This window comes from Luteimonas marina, from assembly GCF_007859325.1.
Lineage (GTDB): Bacteria > Pseudomonadota > Gammaproteobacteria > Xanthomonadales > Xanthomonadaceae > Luteimonas > Luteimonas marina.
Genome location: NZ_VOHK01000004.1, coordinates 170,732 through 185,184 on the forward strand (window position 1 = coordinate 170,732; position 14,453 = coordinate 185,184).

Sequence of the window (14,453 nt, forward strand, 5' to 3'; positions counted from 1 at the left end):
GGCTGAGGGCTGGGCGGAGCTTCTGCTTCTTCAGCCCTCAACCCTCGTCATACGGTCTTATGGAATCGGGGACGAGCTTCGCACCCTGCTGCTGCATCAGCCGCTGCACCTGCGGGTCGGACAGGAACGCGCTCTCGGCGGCGGCCTGGCGCTGGTCGCGCTGGCGCTCGTTGCGCGCGTGCAGGGTTTCGCCCGAGGCCTGCGCGCCAGCCTCGAATCGGATCTGCGGCTCGGCCCCGAGCGCCGGCGCCAGGGCGTTGCCCAACTGCGAGACGAGGAACGGCGCCTTGAGGTGGTCGTCGCTCTCGGGCAGCGACAGCCGCAGCACGCCGTCGCGCCAGTCGACGAACGACGCATGCGCGGCGAGCTCGCGCACCGGCCCACGCAGCGCGAGGTTGGCGATGAGGTCGAGCCATCCGTCGGCATCGAGCGCCGCGGCCGCAGTAGCCGGTGCACGCGGCGCGGCGGGTGCAGCGGCAGGCGGCGCCGGCGAACGCGGTTCTTCGACGCTGGGCCGCGGCGCGGGAGGTGCGGGTGGCTCGAGCGGCGGCGCCTGGACCGCGGGCGCTGCCGCCCTCGGCGCAGGTTTCGGCGCCGGCGTCGCGGCATCTGCCTCCAGCGCGGCGCGCGCGGCCGCCGCGCCACCACCGGCCCGCACCGCCGGCGCAGTCGACGCCGCGACGCCCTGCGTCCCGCCCTCGGCCGGCCGGAACGCCAGCATCCGCAGCAGGCTCATCTCGAAGCCGGCGCGCGGACCCGGGGCCAGCGGCAGGTCGCGGCGACCGTTGAGCGCCATCTGGTACCACAGCTGCACCAGTTCGGGCCGCAGCGCGGCGGCCAGCGCGTCGACGTCGATGCCGTCGGCCTCGATCCCGACGTCGGGCACCAGCTGCTTCACCTGGATGCGGTGCAGCGCCGCGGACAGCGCGTCGAGCACGCCGGCCCAGTCGGGCGAGAAATCCGCCAGCGTCGCCACTTCCGCCATCAGCCGCGCGCCGTCGCCGGACGACAGCGCCTCGAGCAGCGCGCCGACGCGGGTGCGGTCGACCGTGCCCAGCATCTTCGCCACGTCCGCATCCGACAGCGTGCCGCCGGTGTAGGCGATCGCCTGGTCGAGCAGCGACAGGCCGTCGCGCAGGCTGCCGTCGGCGGCCTTCGCCAGCTGGCGGATGGCGCCGGCGTCCGCGCCGATGCCCTCGGCCTCGAGGATCTTCGCGATCTGCCCGCGGATCTGCTCCTCGTCCAGCCGCTTGAGGTTGAACTGCAGGCAGCGCGACAGCACCGTGACCAGCAACTTCTCCGGGTCGGTGGTCGCGAACAGGAACTTCACGTGCTCCGGCGGCTCCTCCAGCGTCTTGAGCAGCGCGTTGAACGCCGGCTTGGACAGCATGTGGACTTCGTCGATCAGGTAGACCTTGTAGCGGCCGCGCGAGGGCATGTACTGCGCGTTGTCGATCAGGTCGCGGACGTTGTCGACGCCGGTGTTGGAGGCGGCGTCGATCTCCAGCAGGTCGATGTAGCGGCCGGCGTCGATCGCCAGGCAGGTCTCGCACTCGCCGCAGGGATCGGCGCCGGCGCCCTTCTCGCAGTTCAGGCTCTTGGCGAAGATGCGCGCGATCGTGGTCTTGCCGACGCCGCGGGTGCCGGTGAACAGGTAGGCATGGTGCACCCGGCCCGAATCCAGCGCGTTGCTGAGCGCGCGGACCACGTGTTCCTGGCCCACCAGCTCGGCGAACCGCTTGGGACGCCACTTGCGGGCGAGGACGAGGTAGGACATGCGCCCATTGTGCCGCGCCGCGGCGAAGATTGCCCGCCCAGGCGGGCGCTGCGCCGCCGGCGCGCCCGGATCGGGCCCGTACCGGCGTTCGGTTGTGGTAAAGCCCGGCCACCGCTAGAATTTGCGCCCCTGAGCGTGGCGGGAAGCCGCACTCCGGGGACTCCCGGAGAGGTGTCCGAGTGGTTGAAGGAGCACGCCTGGAAAGTGTGTAAGCGTCTAAACCGCGCTTCGGGGGTTCGAATCCCCCTCTCTCCGCCAGATTCAAGATTCCAGGGCCGTGCGACGCGGCCCCGTTCCTATGGTGGCTCTGTCGGCCCCTCGCGACGCTAGATCGAAAACCCCGCCAGGGCCGGAAGGCAGCAACGGTATCGATCGATGCGGGTGCCGAGGATCGTCGGCAGGGCCGCCACCTTTGTTTGCCTTGGCCCTGCCGGCGCTTCAGTGCCTTGCCGTGAACAGCCGGCGGTGCATTGCCCGGACCCGTGGCGACGGTGCCGCTATCCCGCGTCGGAGGGAGTCGTCTGGCGCGGATGCAGCCAGCCCGCGTGCCCGTCGGCATAGCGCTCGTGCTTCCAGATCGGCACCCGCGCCTTCACCTCGTCGATGATCCAGCGGCAGGCATCGAAGGCCGCGTCGCGGTGTGCGGCGCTGGCGCCCACCCAGACCGCGAGGTCGCCGATGGCGAGGTCGCCGACGCGGTGCACGGCGCAGGCGTCGAGGATCCCGAACTTCTCCAGCGCTTCGCCGAGGATGCGCTCGCCCTCGGCCTCGGCCAGTTCGACATAGGCCTCGTAGCGCAGCCCGTGCACCGGGCGACCCTCGTTGTGGTCGCGGACCCAGCCTTCGAAGGCGGCGAAGGCGCCGGCGCGTTCGTGCAGAAGTCGCGCGCGCAGGGGCGCGATGTCGAAGGGCTGGTCGGCGATGCGGAAGCGGCTCATGCCGGTCGCTCCGGCTCGCGTGGCGGAACGGCGACATGAATCCGGGCTTTCGCCGGGATGACGGCGGAAGGAATGCCGGACACGCTCAACCTCCTGACACCGGCGGAATGAAGGCGATCTCCGCGCCATCGCGCACCGCATCCTCCCACCGGGCGAAGGCACCGTCGACGGCGACGCGCAGGCGTTCGACCGGCAGGGCGAAGCCGTGGCGCGAGCGCGCTTCCCCGTACAGCGCGGACAGGTCCGGCGCGGCGGTCTCCAGGGTTTCCGACGACGCGCCTGCGGCGTCGCGCAGGCTGGCGAAGTACAGCAGGGTCACCTTCGCCATCAGCCCGCGCTCCCGAAATCGCGCTTGCCGCCGCGCTTGCCGGCCAGCTTCGCCGGGCCCAGCACGATCGCGTGCGACAGCGCCTTGCACATGTCGTAGACGGTGAGCGCGGCGACCGTGGCGCCGGTCAGCGCCTCCATCTCCACGCCGGTGCGGTGGCTGGTCTTGACCGCGCATTCGATCCGCAGCTCGCGCTCGCCGCGCCAGTCGATGGCGATGCGCACGCCGTCGATCAGCAGCGGATGGCAGAACGGGATCAGCTCGTGCGTGCGCTTGACCGCCAGGGTGCCGGCGATGATCGCGGTGTCGACGATGCCGCCCTTGGCGCTGCGCAGGCCGGACTTGCGCAGCTGCGCGGCCACGTCCGCGGGGAAGCGCACGCGGCATTCGGCCAGCGCCTGGCGCGCGGTGACCGCCTTGCCGGAGACGTCGACCATGGCGGGATGGCCGGCGGCGTCGAGGTGCGTCAGGGTCTGCTTCCGCTTCATGCGGCCATGGTAGCGGGGCCGGTCTCCGGCGTCGCGTGCGGCCTCAGCCGCCCACCAGGAACATCTCGACGTGCTTGCCCGGCGCGCGCGGGTCGCCGCGCAGTTCGCTGTAGCGGTCCGCGCGGGCCGTCCACAGTCCGGCAAGCCGCGAGGCCAGGGCGAGGTCGCCCTGCGCCAGCACCGGCCGCAGGTCGGTGCCTTCCGCCGAGAACAGGCAGGTGTAGAGGCGGCCGTCCGCCGAGACGCGGGCGCGGTGGCAGTCGCCGCAGAACGGCGCGGTGACCGAGCTGACGAAGCCGATCTCGCCGCCGCCGTCGTCGAAGGCGTGGCGCTGCGCCACTTCGCCGCGGTAGTTGGCGTCGAGCGCGTGCAGCGGCCAGCGCGCGTGGATGCGGTCGCGCAGTTCCGCCGACGGCACCACGCGCCCGCGCTGCCAGCCGTTGCAGGTGCCCACGTCCATGTACTCGATGAAGCGCACGACGTGGCCGCTGCCGCGGAAATGACCGGCCAGCGCCAGCGCCTCGTGGTCGTTGACGCCACGCTGGACGACGCAGTTGATCTTCAGCTTGCGGAAGCCCACCGCTTCCGCCGCCGCGATGCCGGCCAACACGTCGGACACGTCGCCGCGCCCGCCGGAGAGTGCGCGGAACAGACCCGGGTCGAGCGCATCCAGGCTCACCGTGATCCGGCGCAGCCCCGCCTCGCGCAGCGCGCGCGCATGGCGCGCCAGCAAGGCGCCGTTGGTGGTCATCGCCAGGTCGTCGATGCCGTCGACGCGCGCCAGCCGCGACACCAGGTCCGGCAGCCCCTTGCGCAGCAGCGGCTCGCCGCCGGTGATGCGCAGCTTCGACACGCCCAGGCGCGCGGCGCCGCGCACGAGGATCTCGATCTCGTCGAACGACAGTCGCCCGGCGGCGTCGAAGCCGTAGTCATCCGGCACCTTGTCGGCCGGCATGCAGTAGCCGCAGCGGAAGTTGCAGGCCTCGATCACCGACAGCCGCAGGTCGCGCAGCGGCCGGCCCAGGCGGTCCAGCGGTGCGGTCGCGGGTTGCGGCTGCGCGCTCATGCCGCTTCGACCCGCGGCGCGGACGGCTCGTTCAATGCGAACACCTCGCCGGGTTGCGCCACGCGGTAGCCGCGCGCGGCCAGCGCCTCGCCGTCGGCCGCGGAGGCGTAGTGGTAGAGCACGCAGCGCGACAGCACGTCCCGGTCGTACTCGCGCTCGAGATCGTCGATGCCGCTGTGCGAGGGATTGCCGTGCAGCCCGCAGTCGTGCGCGATCAGTTCGCCGGCGTCGGCGTGCCGCCGCAGCATCTCCGGGATCGGCCGCGTGTCCCCGGTCCACACCACGCTGCCGCGCAGGCGCAGGCCGAAGGCGGTGTCCGGCCAGTGATGGCGCACCGGGAACGCCTCCAGCCGCAACCCGTCGTGCCAGAACGCATCGCCCACCGGGATCACGCGGAACGCGTCCCAGAGGTTCGCGCCGCCCTCGGCCAGCACGTTCGGATGGGCGCCGACGCGCTGGTGCAGCAGCGGCACCACGGCGGCCGGCACGTACAGCGGCATGCGGCCGCGGCGGGCGGCGTCGAAGTATTCGGAGACGAACAGCCGCTCGAAGCCGCCGACGTGATCCAGGTGCGTATGCGTCACGAACAGCGCGCGCGGCGGCTCGCCGTAGTGCGCGAGGTAGGCAGTCAATCCTTCGCCGCCGCAGTCGATGGTCAGCCAGGGCGCGCCATCGCGCTCGATCGTCGCCATCGGCGAACCGAGTTCCGTCGCCGAAGCGTTGCCGACGCCGTGGAAGCGCAGCGACCACGCCATGTCAATTCCCCTTGGCCCAGCGCGCATCGTAGGCCTCGCGCAGGCGCGCGAAGCCGGCGTCGACCGCCTCGCGGCGCGACTCGCCGCCGACCTTGTGCAGCGAACGCAGCAGGCGGGCCAGGTTGCGCTCGCGCCAGGCGGTCGCGGGGATGTGCATCCGGCTGCGGTCGAAATCGATCATCCAGCCCTTGCCGGCGGCGTCGTAGAGCAGGTTGTGGGCGTTGAGGTCGGCATGCTCCAGGCCCTCGCGATGGAAGCGCGCGACCAGCCGGCCGGTCGCCTCCCAGGGCGCGTCCGCGGGAGATTCGAGCACGAGGTCGGCCAGCGAGCGCACGCCGACCAGCCGCTCGACGATGATCCAGGCGCGGTAGGACAACCGGTCGCGCAGGTAGCACGCCGCGACCGGCTGCGGCACCGGGCACTTGCGCCGCACCAGTTCGCGCAGCAGCCGGAACTCGGCGAAGCTGCGCGTCCGGTTGGCGCCGCGCCACAGGTAGCGGTCGCGGCTGAACTTCGCCGCGAAGCCGCCGCGCAGGTACTGGCGCAGCACGCAGGGGCCATGGCTGGCGTCGATGAACCAGGCGCCGCCACGGCCGCTGCCGTCGACCTGCTGCGCGCGCGCCCCCCACTGCTGCGGATCGAACCAGCGCGGGTCGACTTGCCGCAGCTGCGTCGCGTCGAACAGAATCGCGCCATACTCCCCGCTGCGATCGTCGTGGAAGGGCGTCAGGCTCTCAGTGGCGTCGAACGCGACCATCCAGCGAGTCTACCAAGCCGTGGCGAAACCCCCCGTTGCCCCCCGCTCGATCTGCCTGCTGCGCCTGTCGGCGCTCGGCGACGTGACCCACGTGCTGCCGCTGGTGAACACCCTGCGCGCGGCATGGCCGGAGGCGGCGCTCGCCTGGGTGATCGGCAAGGGCGAACACCGGCTGCTCGACGGCCTGCCCGGCGTCGAATTCCTGGTCTACGACAAGAAGACCGGCCTCGGCGGCATGCGCGCGCTGCGGCGCGAACTGCGGGGGCGCCGGTTCGACGCGCTGCTGCAGATGCAGGTCGCGGCGCGGGCGAACCTGCTGTCGGCGTTCATTCCCGCGACGCGCCGGATCGGCTACGACCGCTCCCGCTCGAAGGACCTGCACGGCCTGTTCATCAACGAGCGCATCCCCGACCGCCCCGGCATCCACGTCCTCGACGCCATCGGCAGCTTCTGCGAACCGCTGGGCCTGCGCCAGGACGACGTGCGCTGGAACCTGCCCGTTCCCGACGACGCCCGCGCCTGGGCCCGCGCGCAATGGCCCGGCGACGACGCGCCCGTGCTGATGATCTCGCCCTGCTCCAGCCACGCCCGCCGCAACTGGTTCCCCGATCGCTACGCCGCCGTTGCCGACCACGCCGCCGCGCAGGGCTGGCGCATCGTGCTGTGCGGCGGCCGCAGCCGGCTCGAACGCGACACCACCGACACGATCCTCGCCGCGATGCGCGCGCCCGCGCTCGACCTGGTCGGCAAGGACACCCTGAAGCAGCTGCCCGCCCTGCTCGAACGCGCCGACCTGGTGATGACGCCCGACTCCGGCCCGATGCACATCGCCAACGCCATGGGCACGAAGGTGCTGGGCCTGCACGCCGCCAGCAATCCCGCGCGCAGCGGGCCGTATTCGGATCGCCGCTACTGCGTCGACCGCTACGACAACGCGGCGCGCAGGTACCTGCGCAAGCCGGCCGCCGAACTCAGGTGGGGCACCAAGATCGAGTTCGACGGGGTGATGGAGCTGGTGACGGTGGAGGATGCGGTCGCGGCGTTCGAACGCTATCGCGCGGACGCCGGTGGAGCCGGCGTCACTCCGGCGACCTGACGCTCGGACTTGTCATCCCGAGCGTAGCGAGGGATCTGCTCGTCGCCGCACGCGCGCGTTGGAAGCAGATCCCTCGCTACGCTCGGGATGACAAGTGTGGGCGTCAGAGTCGTGGACGAACAACAGGTCCGGACGACAACCTCAGACCGGCTTGCCCTGGCTCCCGTAATCCTCGTACGACTTCTCCTCGACATAGGCCGAGCCCAGCGCGAGGTTGATGTCCTTCTTGATCCTCGCGCGGACGTCGTTCTCGAAGTAGACGCTGCGCGCCAGCCGGATGAATTCCTCGTCGAAGGCCTGTGCCTTCTCCTTCAGGCGGATGTCGTCCTCGATCACCCACAGCCGCTCGTTGACCGCCTTGAGGTCGGCCCGCAGCCGGGCGATGTCGTGGCCCGCCGCCGGATGCGCCATCCAGGTCTGCTCCAGCGCGCCCAGTTCGTTGCGGACGTTGGCCAGCTTGGCCGGGTCGGACATGCGCTCGGACTTGATCTGCAGGATCGCGATCTTGTCCAGCAGTTCGCCGAACGACACGGGCACGGAAATCTCGGACATGGGCGCTGTTCCAGCGGCAAACGGGCCGGTTAGTCTACCCGCCGCGCCTTGTCCCCCGGCACCCCGCCCCGTATCATTGCGCCCCCGGCGTTCAGCGCCGGGCCGCGCGACACCCGCATTCCGGGGAGGTGGCAGAGCGGTTGAATGTACCTGACTCGAAATCAGGCAGGCGTTTATAGCGCCTCGGGGGTTCGAATCCCCCCCTCCCCGCCAGATATCGCGAAGCCCCCGGAAGGGGGCTTCTGCGTATCCGGCGGACGAAGGCGGAAGCGGCGGAACCGAAGCCGCGGACGCCGTCGTCTCCCGACCCGCCCACGCCATGCGCCGCAGGGACAGGGTCCACACCTGACGCGCCAGCCGCGACGAAACCGCCGGGAATTGTCACTTTTCCGCCGGAAAACCGCGCACCTGGTCCCGATTCTCGCAGGCATGGTTCCTGCTTCATCTCTTCAGACGACCCCGTGGGGACCCGGCGGGGCGGTTCCGGCGACACGACCATGCGCGTACCCGATTTCCATTTCCGCAAGCTCGGCGAGCAGGCCGGCATCGTGCTGCTACGCGCGGCGCTGGTGCTGGCGGTGATCTTCGCGCTGGCGAATTCGATGCCGGGCTGAGCCATGCGTCGGGGGCGTAGCCCCGACCTACGGACTGCCGGATAGGGGCACTGTCTCCACGGCACCTCATTACCGCCCGCGCAACAGGTCCTGCGCCGCGTGCACCAGGTAGATGTAGCTGGCGCCCATGTTGATCACGTACTCGTTCTGGCCCCACAGGAACGGCCAGTCCTCCTTGTTCTCGGGGAAGTCCGGCTTGAGCACCAGCACGCCGGGGACGATGCCGCCGGCGATGAAGGAGAAGTCGGCACGGTTCATGCCGTAGGCGACCTGCTTGGACTTCGCGCCGACCGCGGAGACGAACGAGAGGTTCGAGTCCGGGTGGGTGCCGTAGAGGTAGTTCAGGCCCTGCAGGGTCGGCTCGATGTCGAACAGGTCCGGGAAGGCCTTGTGCAGGCGGTAGTTGGTGCTGGCCATGCCGATCACGGCGCCGTTGCCGGCCCAGCCGCCGCGGGTGATCAGGACGCCGTAGGGGTTCTCGGCCACCATCGCCTCGCGCTCGGCCCTGAACGCCTCGGCGCGCGTGCGCAGCTTCGCGCGGAAGGCCTCGTCCATCTTCGGCAGCGCCGCGAGCGCATGGGCGGCGTTGGTCGGGAAGCGCGTGTCGATCGCCGGCCACAGTTCGGCAATGCGCGCGGCGTACTTCGCCTCGCCCGTGGTCAGCAGCAGCTGCACCGCCGCGCGCAGCTCCTCGTCCTCGGGATCGCCGCCGGTGGTGTTGCCGACCCGGAACAGGTTCGGCTCGCGCGCATGCTCGAACGCCCACACCTTCTGCGCCGTGGCCAGGCACTCCTCGGCCAGCGCGTCGTCATGGCCGCGCAGCGCACGGCTGGCGGCGGCGAGCGCGGCGGCCGAGCCGTAGTTGAGCGCGGTGGTGTTGGTGGTGAAGGCCAGCCGGTCGTCGTTGGGCGAATCCGGATCGTTGGGGTCGTCGACCTTGCCGTCGGTCTTGGTCACCGCGTCGCCGAGGTGGGTGTACTGGCCGAGGTCGGGTTCGACGATGCCGGGAATGGCGTGGCCGAACACCCGGTGCTGCGCGATCAGCGCCAGGGTGCCGTGCTCGATCTGCTGCAGCAGGTCCGGCACGCCGTCGGGCCGGTGGATCTCGACGTGCTGTTTTTTCTGGTCGATGCTGGTTTCGTCGCGCTCGGGGCGAAACTGCTCCCAGGTGTCGACCAGGGACATCACCGTGGCGTAGTGCGTCTGCGTGCGGATGTCGAAATCGCCGGCGTCGTACCAGCCGCCGTAGTTCAGCCCGGGGATGTGTTCGCCCGGCTGGAACGGGGAATCGAGATCCGGCCCCTGCCCGAACAGGTCGAAGTGCGCCTTGTTCGGCGGCACCTGGCGCGCGTCGTCCATGTGCGAACGGCCGTGCCAGATGCGGTAGGCCTCGTTGACGAACATGTGGTCCATCTGCACCGGGAAGAACACGTCGAGCGTGGGGTGCCAGGCGCCGGCATAGGCATCGGCGGCGATGCGGAAGGCGCTGGTGCGCTGGCCCGCGGCCTCGATCACGTAGATGCCCGGCTCGCGGACGTCGGAGAAATCGTAGGTGTAGTACTCGTAGCGCAGGTACGGGCCCCAGTGCCGCGCGTCCCCGGCATGCGCCTCGTGCTCGCGGCCGTCGGCGTCGATGCGCAGCAGGCGCGCGCGGCCGGGCGCGGCGGCGTTGCGGTCGTTCTCCAGCACCGCGACCTTGCGCTGCGCCGGGTGGTAGCCGACCTGCGAATGGCCGATGACGGTCTCGCGCGTCCAGCCCGGCACGGTGCTGCCCTCGACGGTCCACTCCAGCACGGTGCCGGTCTTGTTCGCCGGCAGCAGGCCGCGCACCACGTACCAGCCGTTCTGCGCCTGGTTGCGGCCGTCGTACACGCCCAGTTCGCCGCCGCTGGAGGCGATGGTGACGCGGCGCTGCGGATCCTCGGGCGCCAGCGTCAGGGTGCGGCCGGTCGCCATCGGCAGGCGGACCGTCGCGCCGGCGGCATCACGCCCGCTGGGCCCAGCCGGATACAGCGGCAGCTGGCCGCTGCCCCGCTCCGTCAGCCAGGTCTTGCCCCAGTACGCCGACGGCAGGAATTCGAGGTTGAAGCCGGCGCGCCCTTCCAGCGCCTTCGGCAGCGGCCTGTCGAACACCACCTGCACCCGCACGCCCTCGCCCGCCGGCGACACCCGGATGTCGTACTCGAACTTCTCGTCGGGATAGCCCAGCCGGGTGGTGATGGTGCCGGTGCGCGCATCGACCTTGCGGTCGACCATCAGCGCCACCGGATCCCACTGTTCCGGCGTGGCGCTCAGGCGCACGTCGCCGTTGGTGGCGGTGCGCACGCCGTGGTGGATCAGTTCCACGCCCGCGATCTTTGAGTCGCTGAACAGGCCGTCGTAGTAGTTGTTGAACACCAGCACGTCGAGGCCGCGCTTGCTGAAGTACTCCAGTTCGTTGAGCACCGGCGCCTCGGCCGCCGCAGCGGCAGGCCAGGCAATGGCGAGGGCGAGTACGGAAGCGAGCAGGCGGCGCTGGCCGCAGGCAGGACGGCGACGGGACGGATGCGTCATGGCGTGGCGTTCCCCGGGGATGGAATGTTAACGCTAACATTCCTGTCGCTGCGATACCTGCCGCAATGCAGCAACCGTATTTCATGAGGCGGCATGCCGGGGGTGTCATCCCGAGCGCCGCGAGGGATCTCGCTCCTGACGGTGCGGCAATCGGATGCGGGATCCCTCGCGACGCTCGGGATGACAATTTGAAGTGACGGCTGCGCCGTGCCTGTCGGGCGTGGGTCGCCGGGACCACGGTGCTTGCAGCCAACGCCTCAGCCGCGCGGATGGTGCTTCGCGTGCAGTTGCTTGAGCTTCTCGCGTGCGACGAGGGTGTAGATCTGCGTGGTCGACAGCGAACTGTGGCCGAGCAGCATCTGCAGCGCGCGCAGGTCGGCGCCGTGGTTGAGCAGGTGGGTGGCGAAGCTGTGGCGCAGGCCGTGGGGGCTGATCTTCTCCGGGTCGATGCCGGCGGCGGCGGCGGACTTCTTCACCGTCGCCCAGAACTGCTGCCGGCTGGGCCTGGTGCGCCCGGGCGTGATGAACAGCGGCGCGTCGTCGATCGCTTCGTCGCGCGGCACCGGCTTGCCGCCGGACAGCACGGGGCGCGCCTCGCGCAGATAGCGCTCGAGCCAGTGCTGCGCTTCCTCGCCCAGCGGCACCAGCCGCTCCTTGCTGCCCTTGCCCATCACCCGCAGCACGCCCTGGCGCAGGTTGACGCCGTTGACCGGCAGGCCGACCAGCTCACTCACGCGCAGGCCGCAGGCGTACATCAGCTCCAGCATGGCGCGGTCGCGCAGGCCCGCGGGCGTGGAGACGTCCGGGGCGGCCAGTAGCGCGTCGACCTGCATCTCCGCGATCGCCTTGGGGAGCGAGCGCGGCATCCGCGGCGGATCGATCAGCGCGACCGGATCGTCCTCGCGCACGCCGCGCCGGCGCAGGTGGGCGAAGAACGCGCGCAGCGCGGTGAGCAGGCGCGCGTTGCTGCGCGCCGAATAGCCGTCCTGCGTGCGCCGCGCGAGATAGTCGAACAGGGCCGCGCGATCGACCGCCGCGAGTCCGCCGGCGTGGCCGTCGCGCCAGCGCGCAAGGCCTTCCAGGTCGCGGCGATAGCCGTCCAGGGTCTGCCGCGCGGCACCGGTTTCCGCCCACAGCGCGTCGAGGAAGCCGTTGATCGCGTCGGCATCGGCCTCGCGCAGCGGCGGCAGCTGCTGCGCGCGCTGGCGGCGTTGGGCGGGCGTGGTGCTCGGCATCGGCACAGCTTAGCCGACGGCCCGAGCCGCTATCCTGTGCGGATGGACGCCACCGCCGACGCCAGCACGCGCAAGCCCGCCGCCTTCATCGGTCGTCGCCTGCTGTCGCTGCTGTACGACCTGCTGCCGGTGGTGGCGCTGTGGTTCCTGGCCGCGGTGCCCTTCGTCCTGCTCGACGTCGCCGTCAGCGGCGACGTGCGCCACAACATCGGCCCCTTCAGCCTGCTGCAGTGGCTGCTGTGGCTGGCGTGCTGGATCGTCACCGGGCTGTACGCGACGGTCAGCTGGCGGCGCGGCGGGCAGACACTGGGGATGCGGCCGTGGCGGCTCCGCGTAGTTGCGGACGATGGCGGCGCGCCGACGCACGGGGCGCTGTGGCGGCGGTATGCGGTCGGGATGGTCTCCCTGCTGGTTGCAGGGGTTGGATTCTGGTGGGCCTGGATCGACCGCGAGCGGTTGACCTGGCATGACCGGGCCAGCGGGACGCGGATTGTTCGGATGTCGAAACGGAATTGAAGCGCGCCCGGCTTTCGAGGTTTCGTCTTGAGGTCTTGATTGATTCAGGAGAAGCAAAAAGCTTCCGCCTTCGGCGGGTTCATTTCTTTTGATAAGCGTCAAAAGAAACGAACCAAAGAAAAACGCTTTCCCCGACAAGGCAAATTCGTGAACGGGAAATGTGAGGGGATTTTCCGACACGGCATCCATGCCGTGGCGGAAAACGCCGCACATCCATGTGCGGCGCCCTCCGGGTCTGGAGACTGTGCGGGCTTTCCACAGACTTCTTAAGCGCGAAGTCCGCCAACGGCGCCGGCCGCGCTACAGCTTCTTCCAGACCGGACCTTCGCCGCTGCGCCAGTACACGCCCAGCGCCCTGCCGTAGAACGCCCGCTGCGGCACCAGCCCGAACCAGCGGCCGTCGGCGCTGCGGCCGCGGTGGTCGCCGAGCACCAGCACCATACCTTCGGGGAGCGTGAACGGTGCGATGTCCGGGCCGCCGCCGTCGGCGAGGTCGAGTTGCACGATGCGGTCGCCGAAGCGCTCGCTGGAGGCGTCGCCCGGATCCGGCTGCAGTGCGCGGCCGTCAATGCGCAGGCGGCCGTCGACCAGTTCCACCGTCTGCCCGCCGACCGCAACCACGCGCTTGATCAGGCGGGTGCCGTCCGCCGGCGACTTGAACACGACCACGTCGCCCGGCGCCGGCCGGTCGCGCGCCAGCAGTTCGAGCTCGGTGAACGGCACGCGCAGGCCGTAGGCGCTCATGTCGACGGCGACGCGGTCGCCCGGCACCAGGGTCGGCTCCATCGAGCCGCTCGGCACGACGTAGTGGTTGGCGAACGAGGAGCGCGCGACCACCAGCAGCGCGATGGTCAACAGCAGCGGCGGCAGTTCGCGCCGCAGCCAGCCGCGTGCCCTGGTGCCGTCCCCGCCCGGTTTCGCCTGCGTCGCCATGTCCGTCTCCCCGCGTTGGTCTCCGCTTGACCCGGGGATGCGGCCGTTGGTTCCCGCTTCAGCCGCGGGAGGCGCGCAGGGCCTGCTGCTGTTCGAGCGTCAGCGCGACGTTGTCGCGCAGGTAGGCCGGCTCCAGCCGCTCGGGCGCGGTCGCCTCGCCGCGCGCGAAGGCCAGCGCGCCGAGGCGGGCGACGTCGGCCGCGTGCGGCAGCGCGGTCGCGTCCACGGCCGACAGTGCGCCCTCGAACCGCGCGACCAGCGCGCCTTCGGCGGCCGCGAAACCGGTGCCGACGCCGTGCCAGCCATCTCCCGGCGGGGCTTGCGCGAGGTCAGGCCGCACCACGGTTTCCGCGTCGAGCGCCTGCACGTCGCCGTCCGCCTGCCGGAACCTGCCCAGGTAGACCTCGCCCATGCGCGCGTCGATCGCGGCAACGACATTCCCGCCTGCCGCGCGCGCGGCCAGCGCCGCCAGGGTCGACACCGGAAGCACCGGCCGGTCCAGCGCCAGCGCGATGCCCTGGGCCAGCGCCACCGCGAGGCGCACACCGGTGAAGGCGCCGGGTCCGCGGCCGACCGCGATCGCGTCAAGCTGCGACTTCGCCACCCCGGCCTCGGCCAGCAGCGCGTCGGCCCACGGCAGCGCCAGTTCGGCGTGGCGGCGCGGCGCGAGCTCGAAGCGTTCGCGGACCTCGCCGTCGACGAAGACGGCGACGGAGCAGGCTTCGGTGGCGGTTTCGAAGGCGAGGAGTTTCATCCCGCCATGGTAGCGGGCGCGGCGAGCCTGCGATCGCCTCTCGCCACAGGAAGCCGGGCCCCCACCCTCGCGCTGCGCGCTCGACCTCCCC

Annotated in this window: 14 protein-coding genes, 2 tRNA genes and 1 other RNA gene; 5 read left to right on the forward strand and 12 right to left on the reverse strand. The window is 71.1% G+C overall.

What is annotated here, in order from left to right; translation table 11 throughout:
- Positions 1–37: 37 nt before the first annotated feature.
- Positions 38–1,777 carry a DNA polymerase III subunit gamma/tau gene (gene dnaX, locus FQY83_RS10100; RefSeq protein WP_146387607.1) on the reverse strand — a complete coding sequence of 580 codons (1,740 nt, stop codon included), beginning with the start codon at positions 1,775–1,777 and terminating at the stop codon, positions 38–40.
- Between the two features lie 165 nt (positions 1,778–1,942).
- On the opposite strand from dnaX, the gene FQY83_RS10105 reads away from it, so the two are divergent.
- A tRNA-Ser gene (locus FQY83_RS10105) sits at positions 1,943–2,035 on the forward strand.
- A gap of 49 nt (positions 2,036–2,084) precedes the next feature.
- Positions 2,085–2,181: signal recognition particle sRNA small type (gene ffs / locus FQY83_RS10110), an RNA gene on the forward strand.
- Between the two features lie 93 nt (positions 2,182–2,274).
- On the opposite strand, the gene FQY83_RS10115 is transcribed toward ffs, so the two are convergent.
- The 6 genes from FQY83_RS10115 to FQY83_RS10140 form a co-directional block, all read right to left on the reverse strand.
- On the reverse strand, positions 2,275–2,715 hold the full coding sequence (locus tag FQY83_RS10115) for a molybdenum cofactor biosynthesis protein MoaE (RefSeq protein WP_146387609.1): 441 nt from the start codon (positions 2,713–2,715) through the stop codon (positions 2,275–2,277).
- 85 nt (positions 2,716–2,800) lie between these two features.
- Positions 2,801–3,046, reverse strand: a complete 246-nt coding sequence (locus tag FQY83_RS10120) for a MoaD/ThiS family protein (protein ID WP_192906695.1) — start codon at positions 3,044–3,046, stop codon at positions 2,801–2,803.
- The gene (gene moaC, locus FQY83_RS10125; RefSeq protein ID WP_146387613.1) at positions 3,043–3,531 is read right to left on the reverse strand and encodes a cyclic pyranopterin monophosphate synthase MoaC; all 489 of its coding nucleotides are present in this window, start codon (positions 3,529–3,531) and stop codon (positions 3,043–3,045) included. Before moaC ends, FQY83_RS10120 begins: the two co-directional genes overlap by 4 nt.
- A gap of 43 nt (positions 3,532–3,574) precedes the next feature.
- On the reverse strand, positions 3,575–4,597 hold the full coding sequence (moaA, locus tag FQY83_RS10130; RefSeq protein ID WP_146387615.1) for a GTP 3',8-cyclase MoaA: 1,023 nt from the start codon (positions 4,595–4,597) through the stop codon (positions 3,575–3,577).
- Entirely contained in the window at positions 4,594–5,352 is a 759-nt protein-coding gene (locus FQY83_RS10135; RefSeq protein WP_146387617.1) for an MBL fold metallo-hydrolase, read from the reverse strand. Before FQY83_RS10135 ends, moaA begins: the two co-directional genes overlap by 4 nt.
- A 1-nt stretch (position 5,353) precedes the next feature.
- Entirely contained in the window at positions 5,354–6,109 is a 756-nt protein-coding gene (locus FQY83_RS10140; RefSeq protein ID WP_146387619.1) for a 3-deoxy-D-manno-octulosonic acid kinase, read from the reverse strand.
- 19 nt (positions 6,110–6,128) lie between these two features.
- On the opposite strand from FQY83_RS10140, the gene FQY83_RS10145 reads away from it, so the two are divergent.
- Complete coding sequence (locus tag FQY83_RS10145; RefSeq protein ID WP_192906689.1) at positions 6,129–7,205, forward strand: glycosyltransferase family 9 protein; 1,077 nt, start codon at positions 6,129–6,131, stop codon at positions 7,203–7,205.
- Positions 7,206–7,346: 141 nt separating this feature from the next.
- On the opposite strand, the gene FQY83_RS10150 is transcribed toward FQY83_RS10145, so the two are convergent.
- The gene (locus FQY83_RS10150; protein ID WP_146387621.1) at positions 7,347–7,757 is read right to left on the reverse strand and encodes a DUF6165 family protein; all 411 of its coding nucleotides are present in this window, start codon (positions 7,755–7,757) and stop codon (positions 7,347–7,349) included.
- Between the two features lie 122 nt (positions 7,758–7,879).
- Here FQY83_RS10150 and FQY83_RS10155 point away from each other — a divergent pair.
- Positions 7,880–7,970: transfer RNA gene (locus FQY83_RS10155), tRNA-Ser, on the forward strand.
- A 470-nt stretch (positions 7,971–8,440) separates the two neighbouring features.
- Here FQY83_RS10155 and FQY83_RS10160 read toward each other — a convergent pair.
- Both FQY83_RS10160 and xerD read right to left on the reverse strand, forming a co-directional pair.
- Positions 8,441–10,924: a glycoside hydrolase family 9 protein gene (locus FQY83_RS10160; RefSeq protein WP_146387623.1), complete on the reverse strand. Its 2,484-nt coding sequence runs from the start codon at positions 10,922–10,924 to the stop codon at positions 8,441–8,443.
- Positions 10,925–11,181: 257 nt separating this feature from the next.
- The gene (gene xerD, locus FQY83_RS10165) at positions 11,182–12,159 is read right to left on the reverse strand and encodes a site-specific tyrosine recombinase XerD (RefSeq protein WP_146387625.1); all 978 of its coding nucleotides are present in this window, start codon (positions 12,157–12,159) and stop codon (positions 11,182–11,184) included.
- 42 nt (positions 12,160–12,201) lie between these two features.
- On the opposite strand from xerD, the gene FQY83_RS10170 reads away from it, so the two are divergent.
- Positions 12,202–12,675 (forward strand): RDD family protein, encoded by a 474-nt coding sequence (locus tag FQY83_RS10170; RefSeq protein WP_146387627.1) that lies wholly within the window; start codon positions 12,202–12,204, stop codon positions 12,673–12,675.
- 300 nt (positions 12,676–12,975) lie between these two features.
- On the opposite strand, the gene lepB is transcribed toward FQY83_RS10170, so the two are convergent.
- On the reverse strand, positions 12,976–13,608 hold the full coding sequence (gene lepB, locus FQY83_RS10175; RefSeq protein WP_146387629.1) for a signal peptidase I: 633 nt from the start codon (positions 13,606–13,608) through the stop codon (positions 12,976–12,978).
- Positions 13,609–13,666: 58 nt separating this feature from the next.
- The gene (tsaB, locus tag FQY83_RS10180) at positions 13,667–14,362 is read right to left on the reverse strand and encodes a tRNA (adenosine(37)-N6)-threonylcarbamoyltransferase complex dimerization subunit type 1 TsaB (protein WP_146387631.1); all 696 of its coding nucleotides are present in this window, start codon (positions 14,360–14,362) and stop codon (positions 13,667–13,669) included.
- Positions 14,363–14,453: the final 91 nt, after the last annotated feature.